We start from the raw sequence: 20189 nt of genomic DNA, 5'->3' as shown, positions 1-20189 counted from the left end.
TTTGCGTCGGCTCTCTAAACCAGAGCAACCAGATTGCGGTGTGTGAAGACGCAATGAACCGAAAGTTCGATCTCGCAAAAACACCGAAAGCTGTCACATACCCAATTTGCTGAAGCGAGACCTTCTGGTCACGACTCAGTACCCGAATTTCTTGACGACCATAGAGCATTGGAACCACCTGATCCCATCCCGAACTCAGCAGTGAAACGATGCATCGCCGATGGTAGTGTGGGGTTTCCCCATGTGAGAGTAGGTCATCGTCAAGATTAAATTCCGAAACCCCAATTGCGAAAGCAGTTGGGGTTTTGTTTTGCCCGCAGGAAAGTTCGTACAGCATTCTCGGACGCGATCAGGCTGCCGCCAACGGCCGACAATGCTAAGGTTCTGACCTAGCTTTTGTACTTTTCCAAGGAAGCCTTCATGCCGGACGCCAAGTCCCTCAACGCTGCATTCATGGTGGTTCAGAGCAACAGCCTGGACGAACTGCGCAGCCTGGTGGTCAGCATAATGCGGCGCTATCCACTGGCTCCCTTGGAGAATGAAATTGCGCTGGTGCAAAGTAACGGTATCGCCCAGTGGCTGAAGCTGGCCTTGGCCGAAGATCCTGAAGACGATGATTCGGGTGGTTGCGGCATCGCGGCCGCCATCGATGTGCAATTGCCGGGCAGCTTCATGTGGCAGCTTTACCGAATGGTGCTGGGACGAGATGAAATCCCCGCCAAATCCTTACTCGATAAAGCCCCTCTGACTTGGCGCCTGATGCGTCTATTGCCGCAAGTTATCGATCAACCGCATTTCGAACCACTCCAGCGCTTCCTTACGCGCGATACCGATATGCGCAAGCGCTATCAGTTGTCCGAACGTCTGGCGGATCTCTTCGACCAATATCAGGTATACCGTGCCGACTGGCTGGAAGATTGGGCCGAAGGACGTCATCAGTTACGAAGTGTCAGAGGCGAAGTGAAGCCGCTGCCCCCCACCAGTTGCTGGCAGGCAGAACTGTGGCGCGCGCTGCTCCAGGACGTGGGTGAGAAAGGCATGGCGCAGAGCCGAGCCGGCGTGCACCAGCGATTCATCGAACGCATCACCACGCTTGAAGAAGCGCCACCAGGCTTGCCGTCTCGTGTGATCGTGTTCGGGATATCTTCACTGCCCGCGCAAGTACTGGAAGCATTGGCCGGGCTGGCACGTTTCAGCCAAGTCCTCTTGTGTGTACACAACCCCTGCCGTTATCACTGGGCCGATATCGTCGCTGACAAAGATCTGCTTCGGCACCAATACAAGCGTCAGGCGCGCAAGAGCGGCATGCCCGTCGTTCTGGATCCGGAACTGTTGCATCAGCACGCGCACCCACTGCTTGCCGCATGGGGAAAACAGGGCCGCGACTACATCAATCTGCTCGACAGCTACGACGATCCTGATGGCTATCGCAGTGCATTTCGCGACGGCCGTATCGACCTGTTCAGCGACACTGATCCGCTGAATATGCTCAACCAGCTACAGAACGATATTCTCGAACTGCGCCCGCTCAGTGAAACCCGCGAGCATTGGCCTGCGGTCGATCTGACGCAAGACCAATCAATCCGCTTTCACGTCGCTCACAGCGCTCAGCGTGAAGTGGAAATTCTGCATGATCAGTTGCTAGCTCGTTTCAGTGCCAACCGTGAATTACGCCCGCGCGATGTGATCGTGATGGTGCCGGACATCGACAGCTACGCCCCGCATATCCGTGCCGTGTTCGGTCAACTGGATCGCTACGATCCGCGCTTCATCCCGTTCACATTGGCCGACCAGGGCCAGCGCGGCCGTGATCCTTTACTGATCGCGGTCGAGCACCTGCTCAAGCTCCCGGACAGCCGTTTCCCGGTCAGCGAAATCCTCGACCTGCTCGATGTCCCCGCATTGCGCGCCCGGTTTGGTATGGAAGAACGTGATTTACCAACGCTGCATCGCTGGATCGAGGGCGCAGGCGTACGTTGGGGCATGGATGCCGAGCAAAGAGCCGGGCTGGGACTACCTCAAGAACTGGAGCAGAACAGCTGGCGTTTCGGTCTGCGGCGAATGCTGCTCGGTTATGCCGTAGGCAATTCTTCAGCCTGTGCCGGCATAGAACCCTACGATGAAATCGGTGGTCTTGACGCAGCTTTGATCGGCCCGCTGGTTGCCTTGCTTGATGCGCTGGAGCTTTCCCATCAGCAACTCTCACAACCAGCCAAACCTCAGGAATGGGGGGGCCGCTTGCAGGCGCTCACGCAGCTGTTTTTCAAAGCCAGCAACGAGCACGACGACTACCTGCTGACTCAACTCGAGGAGCTGCGTGAAACATGGCTAGAGACCTGCGAGTCAGTCCGCTTACTCGACGAACTGCCGCTGACGGTAGTCCGTGAAGCCTGGCTGGCCGGGCTGGATCAGGGGCGCTTGTCCCAGCGCTTCCTCGCCGGTGCAGTGAACTTCTGCACCCTGATGCCGATGCGCGCCATTCCGTTCAAGCTTGTTTGTCTGTTGGGCATGAATGACGGCGACTATCCTCGGGCACAACCGCCGCTGGACTTCGACCTGATGGGCAGTGACTACCGCCCCGGCGACCGTTCCCGTCGGGAAGACGACCGCTATCTGCTGCTCGAAGCGCTCCTTTCCGCTCGTCATCAGCTCTACATCAGTTGGGTCGGGCGCAGCATTCGCGACAACAGTGAGCGTCCCGCCTCCGTGCTGATTGGACAACTAAGAGATCACCTCGCCAATGGCTGGCGATTGAGCGATGAAAGCCAGGATCTGCTGCACGGCATGACTGAAGAGCACCCACTCCAGCCATTCAGTGCACGCTATTTTCATGAAGGCGACGAACTGTTCAGCTACGCCAGTGAGTGGCAGGTGTTGCATCAACATCACATGCCGGCCAACGCGGCGACGATGCTCGAGCCCCATATTCAAGAGGAACCACTGAGTCTCGCGCTGCTTCAGGATTTCCTGCGCAACCCGGTTCGGCACTTCTTCACACAAAGATTGAAAGTTTACTTCGAAGCCGCGCAAGCTCCTCTGGCAGACGAAGAACCCTTCGTTCTGGATGCGCTACAACGCTACTCCCTTAGCGACAGTTTGCTCGAAGCCGCTCTACGCCAGCCGGATAACATTGATCAAGCCCTGGCAGCTCAAGCACTGCGCTTGCAAAACAGTGGCCTGCTGCCGATGGCCGGTTTCGGCGCAAGTCTGCAACGGGAGTTGATCGAGCCGCTGCCGGATTTGCTGCAGCGTTATCAACAGCTGCTGACGCTTTGGCCGACTCCGATGACCAGCGCAATACCGGTCAGTCTCGAACTCCGAGGGTTGCGCCTGGAAGGATGGCTGGGTGGTTTGCACCTGCGCGCCGATGGCGGTGTGCTGTCGGTGACGACAATCCCCAACAGCATCGGCTCGATCAAAAATCGCAAGTGGCATCGACTGATCAAACCCTGGGTCAATCATCTGGTGGCAGGCGCGAGCGGGCTTTCCTTGACCACTGCATTGGTGGCCAGCGATGAGACGTTGTTGCTTGAACCCATGGCTGAGGACAAGGCCCTGAGCATCCTGGAAAACGTACTGCTCGCCTGGCAAACCGGAATGCGCCAGCCACTGCCGATCGCGGTGAAAACCGCGTTCGCCTGGCTAAGTCAGAGCGACCCGCTAAAAGCCGAAGCCGCCGCCCGTAAAACCTACGAAGGTGACGGCCAGACCAGCGAAGGCGAGCGACGTGAAAGCCCAGCCCTGACCCGCCAATTCGCCGACTACGACGCGCTATTGGCGGACGAGACTTTTCCCGACTGGTGCGACGCCTTGTATCGACCATTACTCGCAGCCCCGTGGCGTTCATTGAACGGAGAGGGTTCATGAGTAAGCAAAAGCCCCTCGCACTGGCGTTCCCTCTGCGCGGCAGCCAACTGATCGAAGCCAGTGCCGGCACCGGCAAGACGTTCACCATCTCCGCACTCTACCTGCGCCTGATCCTCGGCCACGGTGACGAGTCGAGCGGTTTTGGTCGTGAGCTGCTGCCGCCGCAAATTCTCGTGGTGACCTTCACCGATGCCGCGACCAAAGAGCTGCGCGAACGGATTCGCACCCGTCTGTCTGAAGCAGCCCGTTTCTTCCGTGACGAAACACCCGCGCCCGATGCGCTGATTGCCGATTTGCGCGAAGAATACGATCCTCAGCAGTGGCCCGGTTGCGCAAACCGCCTGGACATCGCCGCGCAATGGATGGACGAAGCCGCGGTCTCGACGATCCATAGTTGGTGCCAGCGCATGCTGCGCGAGCACGCGTTCGACAGCGGCAGTCTGTTCACCCAGACCCTGGAAACCGATCACAGCGATCTGCTCGGCGAAGTGCTGCGCGATTACTGGCGGCTGTTCTGCTATCCAATGCAGGGCGATGTGCTGAATTGGGTTCGCGGCAATTGGGGTGGCCCGGCAGCTCTGTTACCTCGTGTTCGTGGCCTGTTTGGCATCGAGCGTGAAAGTGACGATGACAAAGCCCCGGCCGAGCTGATTGCCGAGTGTCTGCAAGAACGGCGCAACGCGTTGATCGAACTAAAGATGCCTTGGCGCGAGTGGGCAGACGAATTGCTCGCGATCTGCCACCAAGGCATCGCAAGCAAAGCAGTTGATGGGCGCAAGATGCAGGCGCGCTACTTCGAACCCTGGTTCGAAAAGCTCAAGATGTGGGCCGAAGACGAGAGCCTCGAACAACTCGACATCGGCACCGGCTTCACCCGGCTGACCCCAGATGGCATGGCCGAAGCCTGGAAAACTGATCCACCAAGCCATCCAGGGCTGGATGCAATGCCGGGCCTCAAGTCGAGTCTTGATGCTCTGCCTACTCCCGATGCCGCCGTGTTGCAACACGCCGCCAAATGGGTCGGTGCACGTTTCGAAGAAGAGAAGCGTCGCCGCGCCGAAATGGGCTTCGACGATATGTTGCTGCGTCTGGATGCAGCCCTGCAATCGGAAGGCGGCGAGCGTCTGGCTACGTTGATCCGCGAACAGTTTCCGGTCGCCTTGATCGATGAATTCCAGGACACCGACCCGGTGCAGTACCGGATCTTCGAGAGCATTTATCGCATCGAAGACAACAACCCTGAAACCGGGCTGTTTCTGATCGGTGATCCAAAGCAGGCGATCTACGCTTTCCGTGGTGCGGACATCTACACCTACCTGCGCGCCCGACAAGCCACCACCGGCCGATTGCACACTCTGGGTACCAACTTCCGTTCAAGCCACGGCATGGTTGACGCGGTCAATCATGTCTTCGAACGCGCTGAGTCCCGTAACGAAGGGCGCGGCGCGTTTTTGTTTCGAGAGCCAAGCGGCGTCAACCCGGTACCGTTTCAGCCGGTGCAATCTCAGGGGCGTAAGGAGCGATTGCAGATCGGCGGACAAGACGTTCCAGCCTTGAATATCTGGCAGCTCTCCACCGAGCAACCAATCTCCGGTGTGGTGTATCGCCAACAATTGGCCGCCGCTTGCGCCAGTGAAATCACCACGCTGCTCAATGGCGGACAAACTGGTGATGCAGGGTTTGCGCAAGAGGGCAAAGAGCTGCGCGGCCTGCGCCCGGCGGACATTGCAATTCTGGTGCGCGACGGTAAAGAAGCTCAAGCAGTGCGCGGTGAACTTGCGGCTCGCGGCGTACGTAGCGTCTATCTGTCGGACAAGGATTCAGTCTTCGCCGCTCAGGAAGCCCACGACCTGCTGAGCTGGCTCAAGGCGTGTGCCGAGCCGGATGTCGAGCGCGCGTTGAAAGCGGCGCTGGCCTGCCTGACCCTGAATCTGCCATTGGCTGAACTGGAGCGGCTGAATCAGGACGAGTTGGTGTGGGAAGCTAGGGTCATGCAGTTCCGCGGCTATCGCGATCTGTGGCGCAAGCAAGGCGTGCTGCCGATGTTGCGGCGCCTGCTGCACGATTTTCACCTGCCGCAGATTCTCATCACGCGCACCGACGGCGAGCGGGTGCTGACCAATCTGCTGCACCTCTCGGAATTGCTCCAGCAAGCGGCGGCTGAACTCGATGGCGAGCAGGCCCTGATCCGCCATCTGGCTGAGCATCTGGCGCTATCGGGTCAGGCGGGCGAAGAACAGATCCTGCGCCTGGAAAGCGACGAGCAACTGGTCAAGGTTGTGACCATCCACAAATCCAAAGGCCTGGAATATCCGCTGGTTTTTCTGCCGTTCATTTGCTCGGCGAAACCAGTGGATGGCAGTCGCTTGCCGCTGCATTACCACGACACATCCGGCAAGGCGCAGGTCAGTCTCAAGCCTACCGCTGAACTGATTGCGCTGGCCGACGATGAACGCCTCGCAGAAGATCTGCGCTTGCTCTACGTCGCTCTGACCCGCGCGCAACACGCTTGCTGGCTCGGCGTGACGGATCTCAAACGCGGCAATAACAACAGTTCGGTGCTGCATCTTTCGGCACTTGGCTATCTGTTGGGCGGCGGAGCGATATTGCGTGAGTCCAGTGCACTCAACCGCTGGCTGGAGGACTTGCAGGAAAACGCTCCTGCGCTAAAGGTCAGCGAGATGCCCTTGGCGACCAGCGAGTTTTATCTGCCGCCACGCAACGAAGCGACACTCAGTGCGACCTTGGTGCCCAAACGCAAGGCCAGCGAAAACTGGTGGATCGCCTCCTACAGTGCGTTGCGTATCAGCGATGTATTGAGCGTTGGCAGTGATGAGGCGCCGGACAGTCCGCAAGCGCAAAAACTCTTCGACGACGAGCGTCTCGACCCGGACGCTCCGCGCGAAATCATCACCGGCGGTGCCGATATCCACCGGTTTCCGCGTGGCCCGAATCCCGGAACGTTTCTGCATGGTTTGCTGGAATGGGCGGGCGATGAAGGTTTCGCCGTGTCGCGCAAGGCGCTGGAAGATGCGATTGCGCGACGCTGCAATCTGCGCGGCTGGCAAGGCTGGATCACCACCCTCAGCGACTGGCTGCAACACTTGCTAAAGACGCCGCTACCCGCAGGGATTGGTCAGCCGCCGGTGACGCTCGAACAGCTCAAACAGTATCGCGTCGAGATGGAGTTCTGGTTCGCCAGCCACAAAGTCGATGTGCTCAAACTCGACGAACTGGTGCGCCAACACACTCACAACGGCGTCGCCCGAGTCGCCGCCGAGCCAGTGCAACTCAATGGCATGTTCAAAGGCTTCATCGACCTGACTTTCGAACACGAAGGTCGCTATTACGTGGCGGATTACAAATCCAACTGGCTGGGTGCCGATGACAGCGCCTACACCGAACAGGCCATGGAGCAGTCGATCCTCGATAATCGCTATGACCTGCAATACGTGCTGTACCTCCTGGCCCTGCACCGTCAGCTCAAAGCACGACTTCCCGAGTACGACTACGACCGGCACATCGGCGGTGCGCTGTACCTGTTCTTGCGCGGAACCCGGGCCACTAGCCAAGGCGTGTATTTTGCCCGCCCACCGCGAGAGCTGATCGAGCGACTGGACCGCATGTTCCAGGGCAAAGCTGAACCCAAGGCCGAGCCTGCATGGGAACAAGGAATCTTGCTATGAGCCGGACATTCGCCGACGGACTATCGGCCCCACTAGACGCAGACGCGCTGGCCAACCTGACGCCCCTCACCCGCGCCGATGATCTGCTGCTGTTGCTCGGCCATTGGGTCGAGCGCGGCTGGTTACGCTCGCTGGACAAGGCGTTCGTCGGGTTTCTGCACGAGCTGGCACCCGAAGTTGACCCGCTGGTGCTGCTCGCCGCCGCGTTGACCAGTCACCAACTGGGTCATGGCCACGTCTGCCTCGATCTGTTCGAAACCCTTGAAGCTCCGGATTTCGCTCTGTCATTGCCACCGGAAGGTGATCAACAAGCTGGGGTTTTATTACCATCGCAGTTGCTCGTGACGCTTGATGGCGCGCATTGGTGCAAGGTATTAGCCGAGAGTTCGCTGGTAGCGCAGGCGGCCGATGTCAGTGATTCAGCCTCGCAACGTCCGCTGGTGTTGTCGGGCAAACGCTTGTACCTGCGTCGCTACTGGGCCTACGAGCGACGCATAGACAATGCGTTGCGCCAACGCCTCGCACAGCAAGAACCAACACCGCAAGACCTGTCGCAGCGACTTAACGAACTGTTCGGCTCGGCGCAACAGACAGACGTGATCGACTGGCAAAAACTGGCCTGCGCGCTGGCGACCCGAGGTGCCTTCAGCATCGTCACCGGTGGCCCGGGGACCGGTAAAACCACCACGGTGGTGCGCCTGCTGGCTTTGCTGCAGTCGCCAGCCGTTCAGGCCGGCAAGCCACTGCGTATCCGTCTGGCAGCGCCTACTGGTAAAGCGGCGGCGCGCCTGACCGAATCCATCAGCCAGCAAGTGCAGTCACTGGACATCGCCGAAACGGTTCGCGAGAAGATCCCTTCGGACGTGACGACCGTGCACCGCCTGCTCGGCAGCCGTCCCGGCACGCGGCATTTCCGCCACCACGCCGGTAATCGTCTGCCGCTGGACGTGCTGGTGGTCGATGAAGCCTCGATGATCGACCTGGAAATGATGGCTAACCTGCTCGATGCCCTGCCGCCGCACGCTCGCCTGGTATTGCTCGGTGACAAGGATCAACTGGCCTCTGTGGAGGCCGGCGCGGTGTTGGGCGATCTGTGCCGCGACGCCGAGGCTGGTTACTACAGTCCGCAGACGCGCCAGTGGCTGGAGTCAGTAAGCGGTGAGTCCCTGGCCGCCAGCGAGTTGCACGAAGACACCGACGGATCGCACCCGCTCGCCCAGCAAGTGGTGATGCTGCGACACTCGCGGCGCTTCGGCGAGGGCAGTGGCATTGGGCAACTTGCGCGCCGGGTGAATCGGCAATTGCCGGACGAGGCACGGCAGCTTTTGAGCGCCGGCGGCTACGATGATGTGTTCTCGTTGTCGCTCAAGGGCGAGCGCGATCAGGCCCTTGAACGCCTCGTTCTCGATGGACACGGCGCAGGCCCGCAAGGCTACCGGCATTACCTGAGCGTCCTGCGCCAGCAACGTCCATCAACCGCCACACCACTTGAAGACCCGCAATGGATCGAATGGGCGCGGGATGTTTTGCAGGCATTCGACACCTTCCAGTTACTCTGTGCCGTGCGCAAAGGCCCATGGGGTGTCGAGGGCCTGAACCAGCGCATCACCGACGCACTGCTCAAGGCTCGACTGATCGACAGCGATCAGCAATGGTACGAAGGTCGGCCCGTTTTGATGACCCGCAACGACTACGGTCTGGGTCTGATGAACGGCGATATCGGCATCGCGCTCAAGCTGCCCGAGCGCGAAGGGCCGGACGCCGGTAAACCAGTGCTGCGCGTGGCATTCCCGCGCAATGATGGTCGCGGCGGGGTGCGCTTCGTATTGCCGAGCCGGCTCAACGACGTTGAAACCGTGTACGCGATGACCGTACACAAATCCCAGGGCTCCGAATTCGCGCATACCGCGCTGATCCTGCCCGATGCGCTGAATCCAGTGCTGACCAAAGAACTGATCTACACCGGAATCACCCGCGCCAAGCACTGGTTCACCCTGATCGAACCGCGTGCCGGCGTGTTTGAAGAGGCCGTACAACGCAAGGTCAAACGCCTGAGCGGGTTGATGCTTGAGCTGGAGCAGGGCGCTGATACTCACTTATGAACATTGCAGCGTTGGATGGCGATAACTGACCAACCGGTCAGAGGGCGCTGTATCGCTGGTGTTCCAACGCTGTGCTATCGTTGCGGCATCATTCCGTAACGATCCAAGAGTATCTCTGCATGAAGGTGGCCATCTGGGCGACAGAGCGCGTATATGGCTGCAAGCAGCTGGTGCTTGGCAGTCTGCTCCTGATGCTGGCAGGTATGGCCATCGCGCAAGCGCAAACGCCGCCGGGCATGGCTGAGCAACGAGCCAAGTCGGTTACTCAGGTCGTGCTTGGGATCCTCAGTTATGCGCGCTGGCCGGTCGAGCCGGCGCAGTTGCACCTGTGCATCGTCGGTCCCACCGAATACACCGATGATCTGGTAAAGGGCACGACCCAAGCCACGGGCCGTCCGGTTACCGTGCGCCGTTTGCTCGCCGACAATCCAGCCATCGTCAGTGAATGCAACGCGGTGTACATCGGCAAACTCACGGCGGATGAACGCAGCCGGCTGTTCGCTTCTTTGATTGGCCATCCGATATTGAGCATCAGCGAAAGCGACGATCAATGCACGGTCGGCAGCCTGTTCTGCCTGCGCGTCGGAGATGAGCAAGTGTCGTTCGAGGTCAACCTCGACTCCGTTGCCCGCAGTGGCGTGCGCATTCATCCAAGCGTGCTGCAGTTGTCCCGCCGCAAGCCGGCGGCGCCATGAAAAAGCATAACTCCACAGAACTGCCGAGCCTCGGCTCGGTTATCGGTCGCGGGCATTTGATTGTTGCGTTGATAGCGGTGGCGATGGCCAGCGTTTCGCTGACACTGCTCGGCGTATTGGCGTTGCGGGTTTATGCCGATCACAACCTGCACCTTATTGCCCGTTCGATCAGCTACACGGTCGAAGCGGCGGTGGTGTTCGACGACAAGACCGCCGCGTCCGAAGCGCTGGGCTTGATCGCCGGGACCGAAGAAGTCGCCCACGCGCAGGTCCTCGACAGCAACGGTGAATTGATCGCCAGTTGGCAGCGGCCGGAGAACGGTTTCATTACTGAATTGGAGATGCAGGTCGCCCGCGTCATCCTGGAAAAACCCGTGAGCCTGCCAATCGTGCATCAGGATCGTGAGATCGGCCGCGTCTTGCTCACCGGTCACGGCGGCAGTCTGATGCGCTTTCTGCTGAGTGGTCTGGCCGGGATCATTCTGTGTACCGCGATCAGCGCTTGGGTCGCGTTGTATCTGGCGCGTCGTCAATTGCGCGGGATCATCGGCCCACTGCACAGCCTCGCCAGCGTAGCCCACGCCGCTCGCAGCGAACGCGTACTGGATCGTCGTGTGCCGCCCGCCAAAATTGCCGAGCTCGACAATCTCGGTAACGACTTCAATGCCTTGCTCGACGAACTCGAATCCTGGCAATCGCATCTGCAGACCGAGAACGAAACTCTCGCCCATCAGGCCAGCCACGACAGCCTGACCGGATTGCCGAACCGCGGGTTTTTCGAAGGCCGACTCGTGCGCGCCCTGCGCAGCGCGCACAAAAACAACGAGCGGGTGGCGGTGTTGTTTCTCGACAGCGACCGTTTCAAAGGTATCAACGATAACTTCGGCCACGCTGCCGGCGATGCGGTGCTGGTCGCGGTGGCCAATCGGATACGCGCGCAGTTGCGCGAAGAAGATCTGGTGGCGCGTCTGGGCGGCGACGAGTTCGCCGTGCTGCTGACGCCGTTGCACAAGACCGCAGACGCCGAGCGCATCGCTGACAAGATTCTCGCGAGCATGGATATGCCCATCGCGTTGCCGGGCGACAGCAGTGTGGTGACCTCGCTCAGTATCGGCATCGCGGTTTATCCCGATCATGGCTCCACGCCCGGCGCCTTGCTGAATGCCGCCGACGCGGCCATGTACCAAGCCAAGCGCCTGTCGCGTGGCGCCCAATTCACTGCCGGGGCGGAGCACCCGGTCGAACCCGTTCAAACCAGGAGCTGATCTTCGTGTTCTCACTTTCTTCGCGTTTGTTTTTCTCTGTGATGCTAATGGCTGTGCTGGCCCTGACCGGTTGCCAGACCGCGCCGCAAAAAGGCCTGACCCCGGCGCAGATTGCCGTGCTCAAACAACAAGGCTTCGCCCCGACCGACGAGGGCTGGGAGTTTGGTCTGTCGGGCAAAGTGCTGTTTGGCAGTGATGTCGAAAGCCTTAACCAGCAGAGTACCGAGATTGTCGAAAGGATCGGCAAGGCACTCTTGGGGATTGGCATCGAGCGCGTGCGGGTCGACGGGCATACCGACGCCTCTGGCAAGGAAACCTACAACCAGCAACTGTCGCTGCGCCGGGCCAAAAGCGTGGCCAACGTGTTGAGCAGCGTCGGCATGAAGCAAGAGAACATTCAGTTGCAGGGGTTGGGCAGTCGCGAACCGGTGGCGTCCAACGACACCGCCGCCGGCCGCACCGAAAACCGCCGCGTCTCGATCGTGGTCAGCGCCGACTAATCGGCGAACAACATCTCGCGAGTCTGCCCCATCAGCAGACCCTGATTCCGCTCAGTCACCTCGCGGATGTAATCCCACAACAGGGTGATCCGCTTCAACTTGCGCAGATCTTCCCGGCAGTACATCCAGAACTGCCGGGTGATGTCGATTTCCTCCGGCAGCACCGGCAGCAGGCGCGGATCCTGTGCGGCGAGGAAGCACGGCAGAATCGCCAGCGAACGCCCTTGCTGCCCCGCTACGAATTGCGCGATCACGCTGGTGCTGCGCAAGTTCGCGCTGGCGCCGGGCAGCACGTTCCCCAGATACAGCAGCTCCGAGCTGAACGCCAGATCGTCCACATAACTGATGAATTGATGCTCGCTCAAGTCGGCGGGACGGCGGATCGGCGGGTGTTGGTCCAGATAGTCCTGAGTCGCGTACAGCTGCAAACGGTAGTCGCAGAGTTTGCAGCATACATACGGCCCGTGTTCCGGCCGTTCCAGAGCGATGACGATGTCGGCCTCGCGTTTGGACAGGCTGATGAAGTGCGGCAGCGGCAGGATGTCCACCGAGATCGCCGGGTAAGCATCGACGAAATGGCTCAGTTGCGGCGTGATAAAGAAACTGCCGAAGCCTTCGGTGCAGCCCATGCGCACATGCCCTGACAGCGCGACGCCTGAGCCGGACACCTGCTCACAGGCCATGTGCAGCGTGCTTTCAATTGACTCGGCATAACCGAGCAAGCGCTGGCCTTCAGTGGTCAGGACAAAACCGTTGGTGCGTGACTTTTCGAACAGCAAGGTGCCGAGCGCCGCTTCCAGCGAACTGATGCGCCGCGACACGGTTGTGTAGTCCACCGCCAGGCGTTTGGCCGCAGTGCTGGCCTTGCGGGTACGGGCGACTTCGAGGAAAAACTTGAGGTCATCCCAGTTCAGCGAACCTAAAGACGTGATGTTTTTTTGCATGATGGACGGGCTTATATGTGCGTACTTATTAGAAGTTTGCACATCTATACTCCAAAAACCGTCCGACAACCAATTCGTGACACACGGCTTTGCTCCCTCGATAAAAACAATTCCAGGAGAACCGCATGAACGCTTCGCTTACGCCTACCGACACCACGATTCAAACGGTCAAGCTGCTGATCAACGGCGAGTGGGTCGAATCCCAGACCAGCGAATGGCACGACATCGTCAACCCGGCGACCCAGCAAGTGCTGGCCAGAGTGCCGTTTGCCACTGCTGATGAAGTCGACGCCGCCATCAGCGCCGCACACCGCGCGTTCCAGACCTGGAAGCTGACACCAATCGGTGCGCGCATGCGCATCATGCTCAAGCTGCAAGCGCTGATCCGTGAGCACTCCAAACGCATCGCCGTGGTGCTGAGCGCCGAGCAGGGCAAAACCATTGCCGACGCCGAGGGCGATATCTTCCGAGGTCTGGAAGTGGTCGAGCATGCGTGCTCCATCGGCAGCCTGCAAATGGGCGAGTTCGCCGAGAACGTCGCTGGCGGCGTTGATACTTACACCCTGCGTCAGCCAATCGGCGTCTGCGCCGGCATCACTCCGTTCAACTTCCCGGCGATGATTCCGCTTTGGATGTTCCCGATGGCCATCGCCTGCGGCAACACCTTCGTACTCAAACCGTCCGAACAAGATCCGCTGTCGACCATGCTGCTGGTGGAGCTGGCAATCGAGGCCGGCGTTCCGGCGGGCGTGCTCAACGTTGTGCACGGCGGCAAGGACGTGGTCGATGGTCTGTGCACGCACAAAGACATCAAGGCGATTTCGTTCGTCGGTTCGACCGCTGTCGGCACCCATGTTTATGACCTGGCTGGTAAACACGGCAAGCGCGTGCAATCGATGATGGGCGCGAAGAACCACGCCGTGGTGCTGGCGGACGCCAATCGCGAGCAAGCCCTGAATGCCTTGGTCGGCGCCGGTTTCGGTGCCGCTGGGCAACGCTGCATGGCCACCTCGGTAGTAGTGCTGGTCGGTGCCGCCAAACAATGGTTGCCGGATCTGAAAGCGCTGGCGCAGAAGCTCAAGGTCAACGCTGGCAACGAGCCGGGCACCGATGTTGGCCCGGTGATTTCGAAAAAGGCCAAGGCGCGGATCCTCGATCTGATCGAAAGCGGCATCAAAGAAGGCGCGAAGCTGGAGCTCGACGGTCGCGAGATCAGCGTGCCGGGTTACGAAAAAGGCAATTTCGTCGGCCCGACCCTGTTCTCCGGTGTGACCACCGACATGCAGATCTACACCCAGGAAATCTTCGGCCCGGTGCTGGTGGTGCTGGAAGTCGACACCCTCGATCAGGCGATTGCGCTGGTCAACGCCAACCCGTTCGGCAACGGCACCGGCCTGTTCACTCAGAGCGGCGCAGCGGCGCGTAAATTCCAGACTGAAATCGACGTCGGCCAGGTCGGCATCAACATTCCGATTCCAGTGCCGGTGCCGTTCTTCAGTTTCACCGGTTCGCGCGGTTCGAAGCTCGGCGACCTCGGCCCGTACGGCAAGCAAGTGGTGCAGTTCTACACCCAGACCAAAACCGTGACGGCGCGCTGGTTCGATGACGACAGCGTCAACGACGGCGTGAACACCACCATCAATCTGCGCTGAGGAACCGGCCATGAAAATCGCATTTATCGGTCTCGGCAACATGGGCGCGCCAATGGCGCGCAACCTGATCAAGGCTGGCCATTCGCTGAACCTGGTCGACCTGAATAAGACTGTATTGGCAGAACTGGAACAACTTGGCGGCAGCATCCGCGCTTCGGCCCGCGAAGCTGCTGAAGACGCAGAACTGGTGATCACCATGCTCCCGGCCGCGGTGCATGTACGCGGGGTCTGGCTCGGTGAAGACGGCGTGCTCGCCGGCATTGGCAAAGGCGTCCCGGCAGTCGATTGCAGCACCATTGATCCGCAGACCGCGCGTGATGTTGCCGTTGCCGCCGCCAAACAAGGCGTGGCCATGGCCGATGCACCCGTTTCCGGCGGTACTGGCGGCGCAACGGCTGGCACGCTGACCTTTATGGTTGGCGCCACTCCCGAATTGTTCGCCACCCTGCAACCGGTGCTGGCGCAGATGGGCCGCAACATCGTGCATTGCGGTGAAGTCGGCACCGGGCAGATCGCCAAAATCTGCAACAACCTGTTGCTCGCGATCTCGATGGTCGGCGTCAGCGAAGCCATGGCGTTGGGCGATGCGCTGGGGATAGATACCAGCGTGTTGGCCGGCATCATCAATAGCTCGACCGGGCGTTGCTGGAGTTCGGAAATGTATAACCCATGGCCGGGCATCGTCGAAACGGCGCCGGCCTCGCGCGGGTATACCGGCGGCTTCGGTGCCGAATTGATGCTCAAGGATCTGGGGTTGGCTACCGAGGCCGCGCGTCAGGCACATCAACCTGTGATCCTCGGCGCAGTGGCGCAGCAGTTGTATCAGGCGATGAGCCAGCGCGGGGAGGGTGGCAAGGACTTCTCGGCGATCATCAACAGCTACCGCAAGCCGCAGTAGCGGCCGCGGCAGACTGCGATCACAAAGCAATTGTGGCGAGGGGATTTATCCCCGTTCGACTGCGAAGCAGTCGCAAAATCAACGACTGAGGTTTGTCAGATAGACCTCGTCGCTGATTTTTAGGGCCGCTTCGCGCCCCAACGGGGATAAATCCCCTCGCCACAGGTGACTTCCGACTCTCTTGGTATCACGCAAACACGAAATATTTGCGCACGGTTTCCACCACTTCCCAAGTGCCTTTCATCCCCGGCTCGACCACGAAGATATCGCCGGCACGCAGATGAATCGGCTCCATCCCGTCCGGGGTGATCACGCAGTAGCCTTCCTGGAAATGGCAGTACTCCCACTTCACATAATCAACGCGCCACTTGCCCGGCGTGCAAATCCACGTGCCCATGATCTTGCTGCCATCTTCGCTGGTATAGGCGTTGAGATTGACGGTGTGCGGATCGCCTTCGAGCTTTTCCCATTTACAGGCGTCGAGTACCGGTAGCGGATGAGTGTCGCGAAGAACGGTGACAGGTGCGGTGGCAGTCATTGGGAGCTCCGGGCAGTGGGGGTGAGAGATGAGCTCGCACCCTATAGCGCCCGGTTGAAGGTCAATTGTCTGTGCTCGACATTGAGCTGCCCAGAAACGCAGCCTCCTCAAAGATTTTGCAGCGGGCAATCCTCTTCGGCGTCTTCCAGCGTCAATTCGAACGCCACCAGTTGCGCGTGTTGGCGCGACAGCGTGGCGAGCTGTTCGCTGATCTCGCGTTTCTTGTCTTCGATAGCTTGTCGGGCCACGGCCCAAGGGATGGTTTTACCGCGATGCGGGGCGAAGATTTCCTGCAACTCGCGAAGCCTGAAACCCAGCGCTTTTGCGCATTTTATGAAGCGCAGCCGCTCGACGCTCTGCAGGTCATAGAGGCGGTAGTTGCCTTTGCGTTGAGCGGGCGCAAGCAGGCCGATCGCCTCGTAATGGCGGATGGTCTTGACCGTGGTGCCGGAGCGTTCGGCGGCTTCGCTGATGTACATCCAGGATCCCTCTTTTGCGGTGATGCGGCCCGCGCATTATTGCCTGGCGTCAGAGGCTGGCGATAGCTGCGGTGCGCCGCAGCCAGGCTTCACGCTGACCTGCACTGGCGTTCAGAACCGGGCCGAATGTGAGCGTGCGCAAGGGTTTGATACCGCAGAAAAGCAGGGTTGTATTGCGCACCTGACGCAGCCCGGGCATGCGGTATACCCAGCGGAAATACCAGGGCGGTGTATCCATGGTCACCAGCAGATGCGCGGTCCGACCGGCCAGCAGCTTGTCGGGAAAGGCTTTGCCTGGGCGGTACTTGAAAGCAAAACCGGGAAGGAACACCCGATCAAAAAACCCCTTGAGCAATGCCGGAACACCGCCCCACCAGATCGGATAAATCAGCACCAGATGCTCGGCCCAGAGGATATCGGCCTGCGCGTCGAGCAAGTCGGCTTCCAGCGCCTGAACCTGCTGATAGCCTTCGCGCAGAATCGGGTCGAATCGCAGATTGCCCAACGCCAACTGACGCACCTGGTGCCCGGCCTGCACGGCGGCGTGTGCATAGCGTTGAGCAATTGCGCCGCAGAAACTCGCGGCCGAAGGATGCCCGAGAATCAGCAGAATACGTTTGCCCATGGTCTTGTCCTGGCCGATGAAAAGCCAAGGTTAAAGTCTGCCCCCTAGGGGAGAGTCAAGGCTTGCAGCAATGCGCTGGCGTAGGTGGGCATTGCTGCGAATTCGCGGGCGCAGAGTAATAGCTTGCGCCGGGCCCAGGCTTCGTTCAGCGCGATGGTTTTGAAGGGGTGTCGCGTTGCACGTTCGACCGCCGCTTGCGGCACGATGGCCAGCCCGACGCCGTGGGCGACCATGCGCAGCACGCCGTCGAAACTATCGGCGCGGATGCGCATCTGCATGCGCGCGCCGCTGTGCAGGGCTTGTTCTTCCAGATAGATCGCCAGTGCGCTGTCGCTGCCCAGGCCCACGAAGTCGTGGCGCAAGGCTTCGCTGAAACTCACCGCGTCAGCGTTCGCCAACGGGTGATCCAGCGGCGCAATCAGCACCAGCGGATCGTCGCGAAACGGCTGCGTCTGCAAGTCGCTGGTGTCGACTGCATCGGAGACGATTCCCAAGTCTGCCGCACCCTGACGCAAGGCGTGGGTGATGCGCGCACTGGGCAGTTCCTGCAAATCGATATCGAGGTTGGGATGCTCGCGCAGAAAGACTGCGAGCACTTCCGGCAGGTATTCGGTGATCGCCGTGGTGTTGCACAGCAGGCGCACTTGGCCTTTGACGCCTTGGGCGTATTCGGCGAGATCCTGCTGCATGCGCTCGGCCTGTTGCAGCAGGATTCGGGCGTGATGAGCCAGAGCTTTGCCGGCGGGTGTGGGCGTGACGCCGCGACGTCCGCGTTGCAGGAATTCACTCCCGAGTGACGCTTCCAGCGCACGGATCCGTGCGCTCGCGGCGGCTAGCGACAAGTGGCTGCGGGCGGCCCCGGCGGTGATGTTGCCGGCGTCGAGAATGTGCAGATAGAGGCGCAGGTCGGTGAGGTCGAAGTGCATGGGGTCGCCTGAATATTTTTAGTGTCAGCACCGGCCTCATCGCCAGCAAGCCAGCTCCCACAAGGTGTGGCGCCGTACACAGCTTTTGTGTTCAACGCTGAAACCTGTGGGAGCTGGCTTGCCAGCGATGAGGCCGGTGGCCACAACTGATTTGTCAGCCTCTTGCTGTGTGAGAGGCAGCCTCAGTGTATGCCAGATTTTCAACACTCTGGCCAAAGCGCAAAGTCAGCCTATGAACACACTTGCAGATTTCTATCAAAACCTTGGTCTGACCCTAACCCTGCTGGTCATCGCCACCTTCATGCTCGCCGGCCTGATCAAAGGCGTGATCGGCCTCGGCCTGCCAACTGTCGCCATGGGCCTGCTCGGTCTGGCTATGGCGCCAGCACAGGCTGCCGCATTGCTGATCATTCCCGCTACATTGACCAACGTCTGGCAACTGGCGTTTGGCGGACATCTGCGAGGGCTGATCAAACGCCTGTGGCCCATGCTGCTGACGATCTTCTTCGGTACCGGCGTCGGTACTCTATGGATCGGCATGGCCGGCGGGCATTGGCTGGTGCGCGGCTTGGGCGCGGCGTTGCTGCTGTATGCGCTGAGCGGATTATTCCTGCCTACCCTGAACGTCAGGCGCCGACATGAGCCTTGGCTCGGCCCACTGTGCGGCGTGATCACCGGCATCATCACCTCGGCCACCGGCGTGTTCGTCATTCCAGCAGTGCCATACCTGCAAGCCTTGGGTTTGAACCGCGATCAACTGGTGCAGGCGCTTGGCCTGTCCTTCACCGTCTCGACCCTGGCACTGGCCGGCGCACTGCTGTGGCGCGGCGCACTCGGTGGCGGCGAGTTGAGCGCCTCGTTGCTGGCGCTGATCCCGGCCGTGCTCGGCATGTTGCTCGGGCAGTGGCTGCGTCAGCGCATCAGCGCCGTGTTGTTCAAACGCGTGTTTTTTATCGGTCTGGGAGCGCTTGGTGCCCACTTGCTGGTCAACGGTTAGTCGCCATCGTCGGTTAAACTCCTTTTCTCACAGCACAATGCAATTGTGCCGGGCGAGCACAAGAGGACACCCGTGAAAGCCAGATCCGATGAGTTGCAGATTTTCGTCTGCGTGATCGAATGCGGTTCGATTTCCGCTGCTGCCGAGCAGGTCGGGCAAACGCCCTCGGCAGTCAGCCGCACCCTGTCGCGCCTCGAAGGCAAGCTCGGCACCACGCTGATCAACCGCACCACAAGACGCATGGACCTGACCGAGGAGGGCAAATACTTTTTCGAACAATCCAAGCTGATTCTCGACCAGATGGAACAACTCGAAGAACGCCTGTCCTCACGCCAGCAAAACCCCTCCGGCCGCTTGCGAATCAATGCCGCCGCGCCGTTCATGCTGCATGCCATCGTGCCGTACATCGATGAATTCCGCCGGCTCTATCCGGACATCCAGCTCGAACTCAACAGCAACGATCTGATCATTGATCTGCTGGAACAAAGCACCGACATCGCCATTCGCATCGGCACCCTCGCCGATTCGACTCTGCACGCGCGTTCGCTGGGTTGCAGCCCGTTGCTGATCGTCGCCAGTCCTGCGTATCTGGAAAAGTACGGCGCACCCAAGCAAGTCGCCGATCTGAGCGAACACACGCTGCTCGGTTTCACCCAAAACGAAGGCCTCAACCAGTGGCCGTTGCGCGATGTGCATGGCGATCGTTGGCCGATCACGCCCGCAATCAGCGCTTCCAGCGGCGAGACCGTGCGCCATTTGGCACTGCAGGGGCAGGGCATTGCCTGCCTCTCGCACTTCATGACCATCGACGATATTCGAGCCGGGCGTCTTGAGATCCTGCTGGCGGAATACAACAGCGGCTATCGCCAGCCGATCAACGCCGTGTACTACCGCAATTCGCAACTGGCGCTGCGTATTCAATGCTTCCTCGATTTCATCCAGAGCAAGCTCGCGGCCTACGCCAGCGCCGATTTCCAGGGTTGATTCGTGATCTCTGCGCAAGAGTGATTTGGGT

General features: G+C 60.1%; 15 protein-coding genes and 1 rRNA gene. 11 read left to right on the top strand and 5 right to left on the bottom strand.

The window, feature by feature from the left end; all coding sequences use genetic code 11:
* The first annotated feature begins 150 nt into the window (after positions 1-150).
* The 7 genes from rrf (at position 151) to ACP7BN_RS07025 (ending at position 12115) form a co-directional block, all read left to right on the top strand.
* Positions 151-266 (top strand): 5S ribosomal RNA (rrf, locus tag ACP7BN_RS07055).
* A 154-nt stretch (positions 267-420) separates the two neighbouring features.
* Positions 421-3867 carry an exodeoxyribonuclease V subunit gamma gene (recC, locus tag ACP7BN_RS07050; protein ID WP_426202726.1) on the top strand — a complete coding sequence of 1149 codons (3447 nt, stop codon included), beginning with the start codon at positions 421-423 and terminating at the stop codon, positions 3865-3867.
* A complete protein-coding gene (gene recB / locus ACP7BN_RS07045) occupies positions 3864-7553 on the top strand; it encodes an exodeoxyribonuclease V subunit beta (protein WP_426202724.1) in 3690 nt (1229 codons plus the stop codon). Before recC ends, recB begins: the two co-directional genes overlap by 4 nt.
* Positions 7550-9655, top strand: a complete 2106-nt coding sequence (recD, locus tag ACP7BN_RS07040) for an exodeoxyribonuclease V subunit alpha (RefSeq protein ID WP_426202722.1) — start codon at positions 7550-7552, stop codon at positions 9653-9655. Before recB ends, recD begins: the two co-directional genes overlap by 4 nt.
* Before the next feature lie 119 nt (positions 9656-9774).
* A complete protein-coding gene (locus tag ACP7BN_RS07035) occupies positions 9775-10350 on the top strand; it encodes a YfiR family protein (protein WP_420651122.1) in 576 nt (191 codons plus the stop codon).
* Positions 10347-11615, top strand: coding sequence for a diguanylate cyclase domain-containing protein (locus ACP7BN_RS07030; protein WP_426202718.1), 1269 nt, complete (start codon positions 10347-10349; stop codon positions 11613-11615). Before ACP7BN_RS07035 ends, ACP7BN_RS07030 begins: the two co-directional genes overlap by 4 nt.
* 41 nt (positions 11616-11656) lie before the next feature.
* Positions 11657-12115, top strand: a complete 459-nt coding sequence (locus ACP7BN_RS07025) for an OmpA family protein (protein ID WP_426202736.1) — start codon at positions 11657-11659, stop codon at positions 12113-12115.
* On the opposite strand, the gene ACP7BN_RS07020 is transcribed toward ACP7BN_RS07025, so the two are convergent.
* Positions 12112-13059 carry a LysR family transcriptional regulator gene (locus tag ACP7BN_RS07020; RefSeq protein ID WP_426202716.1) on the bottom strand — a complete coding sequence of 316 codons (948 nt, stop codon included), beginning with the start codon at positions 13057-13059 and terminating at the stop codon, positions 12112-12114. The genes ACP7BN_RS07025 and ACP7BN_RS07020 overlap by 4 nt on opposite strands.
* Positions 13060-13184: 125 nt before the next feature.
* Between ACP7BN_RS07020 and ACP7BN_RS07015 the strand changes: the two genes are divergently transcribed.
* Together ACP7BN_RS07015 and mmsB are read left to right on the top strand one after the other, a co-directional pair.
* On the top strand, positions 13185-14711 hold the full coding sequence (locus tag ACP7BN_RS07015) for a CoA-acylating methylmalonate-semialdehyde dehydrogenase (RefSeq protein ID WP_426202714.1): 1527 nt from the start codon (positions 13185-13187) through the stop codon (positions 14709-14711).
* A gap of 10 nt (positions 14712-14721) precedes the next feature.
* Positions 14722-15609, top strand: a complete 888-nt coding sequence (mmsB, locus tag ACP7BN_RS07010; RefSeq protein WP_426202712.1) for a 3-hydroxyisobutyrate dehydrogenase — start codon at positions 14722-14724, stop codon at positions 15607-15609.
* Positions 15610-15796: 187 nt separating this feature from the next.
* On the opposite strand, the gene ACP7BN_RS07005 is transcribed toward mmsB, so the two are convergent.
* From ACP7BN_RS07005 to ACP7BN_RS06990, 4 genes are all read right to left on the bottom strand, one after another.
* Positions 15797-16147, bottom strand: coding sequence for a cupin domain-containing protein (locus ACP7BN_RS07005; RefSeq protein WP_420651064.1), 351 nt, complete (start codon positions 16145-16147; stop codon positions 15797-15799).
* 107 nt (positions 16148-16254) lie between these two features.
* Positions 16255-16626: a MerR family transcriptional regulator gene (locus tag ACP7BN_RS07000; RefSeq protein ID WP_426202709.1), complete on the bottom strand. Its 372-nt coding sequence runs from the start codon at positions 16624-16626 to the stop codon at positions 16255-16257.
* Between the two features lie 49 nt (positions 16627-16675).
* Complete coding sequence (locus ACP7BN_RS06995) at positions 16676-17251, bottom strand: NAD(P)H-dependent oxidoreductase (RefSeq protein ID WP_426202706.1); 576 nt, start codon at positions 17249-17251, stop codon at positions 16676-16678.
* Positions 17252-17295: 44 nt separating this feature from the next.
* Positions 17296-18177, bottom strand: a complete 882-nt coding sequence (locus tag ACP7BN_RS06990) for a LysR substrate-binding domain-containing protein (RefSeq protein ID WP_426202704.1) — start codon at positions 18175-18177, stop codon at positions 17296-17298.
* 232 nt (positions 18178-18409) lie between these two features.
* Here ACP7BN_RS06990 and ACP7BN_RS06985 point away from each other — a divergent pair, with 232 nt between their 5' ends.
* Together ACP7BN_RS06985 and ACP7BN_RS06980 are read left to right on the top strand one after the other, a co-directional pair.
* On the top strand, positions 18410-19174 hold the full coding sequence (locus tag ACP7BN_RS06985) for a sulfite exporter TauE/SafE family protein (RefSeq protein WP_420651068.1): 765 nt from the start codon (positions 18410-18412) through the stop codon (positions 19172-19174).
* 72 nt (positions 19175-19246) lie between these two features.
* Positions 19247-20158 (top strand): LysR substrate-binding domain-containing protein, encoded by a 912-nt coding sequence (locus ACP7BN_RS06980; protein WP_426202702.1) that lies wholly within the window; start codon positions 19247-19249, stop codon positions 20156-20158.
* The last annotated feature ends 31 nt before the right edge of the window (positions 20159-20189 follow it).

It is taken from the genome of Pseudomonas sp. TWP3-1, from assembly GCF_049896625.1.
Classification (GTDB): Bacteria; Pseudomonadota; Gammaproteobacteria; order Pseudomonadales; family Pseudomonadaceae; genus Aquipseudomonas.
The sequence above is the reverse complement of the archived record's forward strand: the minus strand, read 5'-3'. Positions and strand labels throughout refer to the sequence as shown.

What these genes read in the sequence shown, in the direction of transcription:
- recC (WP_426202726.1), top strand. Translation starts at nt 421, where the DNA reads ATGCCGGACGCCAAGTCCCTCAACGCTGCATTCATGGTGGTTCAGAGC.
- recB (WP_426202724.1), top strand. Translation starts at nt 3,864, where the DNA reads ATGAGTAAGCAAAAGCCCCTCGCACTGGCGTTCCCTCTGCGCGGCAGC.
- recD (WP_426202722.1), top strand. Translation starts at nt 7,550, where the DNA reads ATGAGCCGGACATTCGCCGACGGACTATCGGCCCCACTAGACGCAGAC.
- ACP7BN_RS07035 (WP_420651122.1), top strand. Translation starts at nt 9,775, where the DNA reads ATGAAGGTGGCCATCTGGGCGACAGAGCGCGTATATGGCTGCAAGCAG.
- ACP7BN_RS07030 (WP_426202718.1), top strand. Translation starts at nt 10,347, where the DNA reads ATGAAAAAGCATAACTCCACAGAACTGCCGAGCCTCGGCTCGGTTATC.
- ACP7BN_RS07025 (WP_426202736.1), top strand. Translation starts at nt 11,657, where the DNA reads ATGCTAATGGCTGTGCTGGCCCTGACCGGTTGCCAGACCGCGCCGCAA.
- ACP7BN_RS07020 (WP_426202716.1), bottom strand. Translation starts at nt 13,059, where the DNA reads ATGCAAAAAAACATCACGTCTTTAGGTTCGCTGAACTGGGATGACCTC.
- ACP7BN_RS07015 (WP_426202714.1), top strand. Translation starts at nt 13,185, where the DNA reads ATGAACGCTTCGCTTACGCCTACCGACACCACGATTCAAACGGTCAAG.
- mmsB (WP_426202712.1), top strand. Translation starts at nt 14,722, where the DNA reads ATGAAAATCGCATTTATCGGTCTCGGCAACATGGGCGCGCCAATGGCG.
- ACP7BN_RS07005 (WP_420651064.1), bottom strand. Translation starts at nt 16,147, where the DNA reads ATGACTGCCACCGCACCTGTCACCGTTCTTCGCGACACTCATCCGCTA.
- ACP7BN_RS07000 (WP_426202709.1), bottom strand. Translation starts at nt 16,626, where the DNA reads ATGTACATCAGCGAAGCCGCCGAACGCTCCGGCACCACGGTCAAGACC.
- ACP7BN_RS06995 (WP_426202706.1), bottom strand. Translation starts at nt 17,251, where the DNA reads ATGGGCAAACGTATTCTGCTGATTCTCGGGCATCCTTCGGCCGCGAGT.
- ACP7BN_RS06990 (WP_426202704.1), bottom strand. Translation starts at nt 18,177, where the DNA reads ATGCACTTCGACCTCACCGACCTGCGCCTCTATCTGCACATTCTCGAC.
- ACP7BN_RS06985 (WP_420651068.1), top strand. Translation starts at nt 18,410, where the DNA reads ATGAACACACTTGCAGATTTCTATCAAAACCTTGGTCTGACCCTAACC.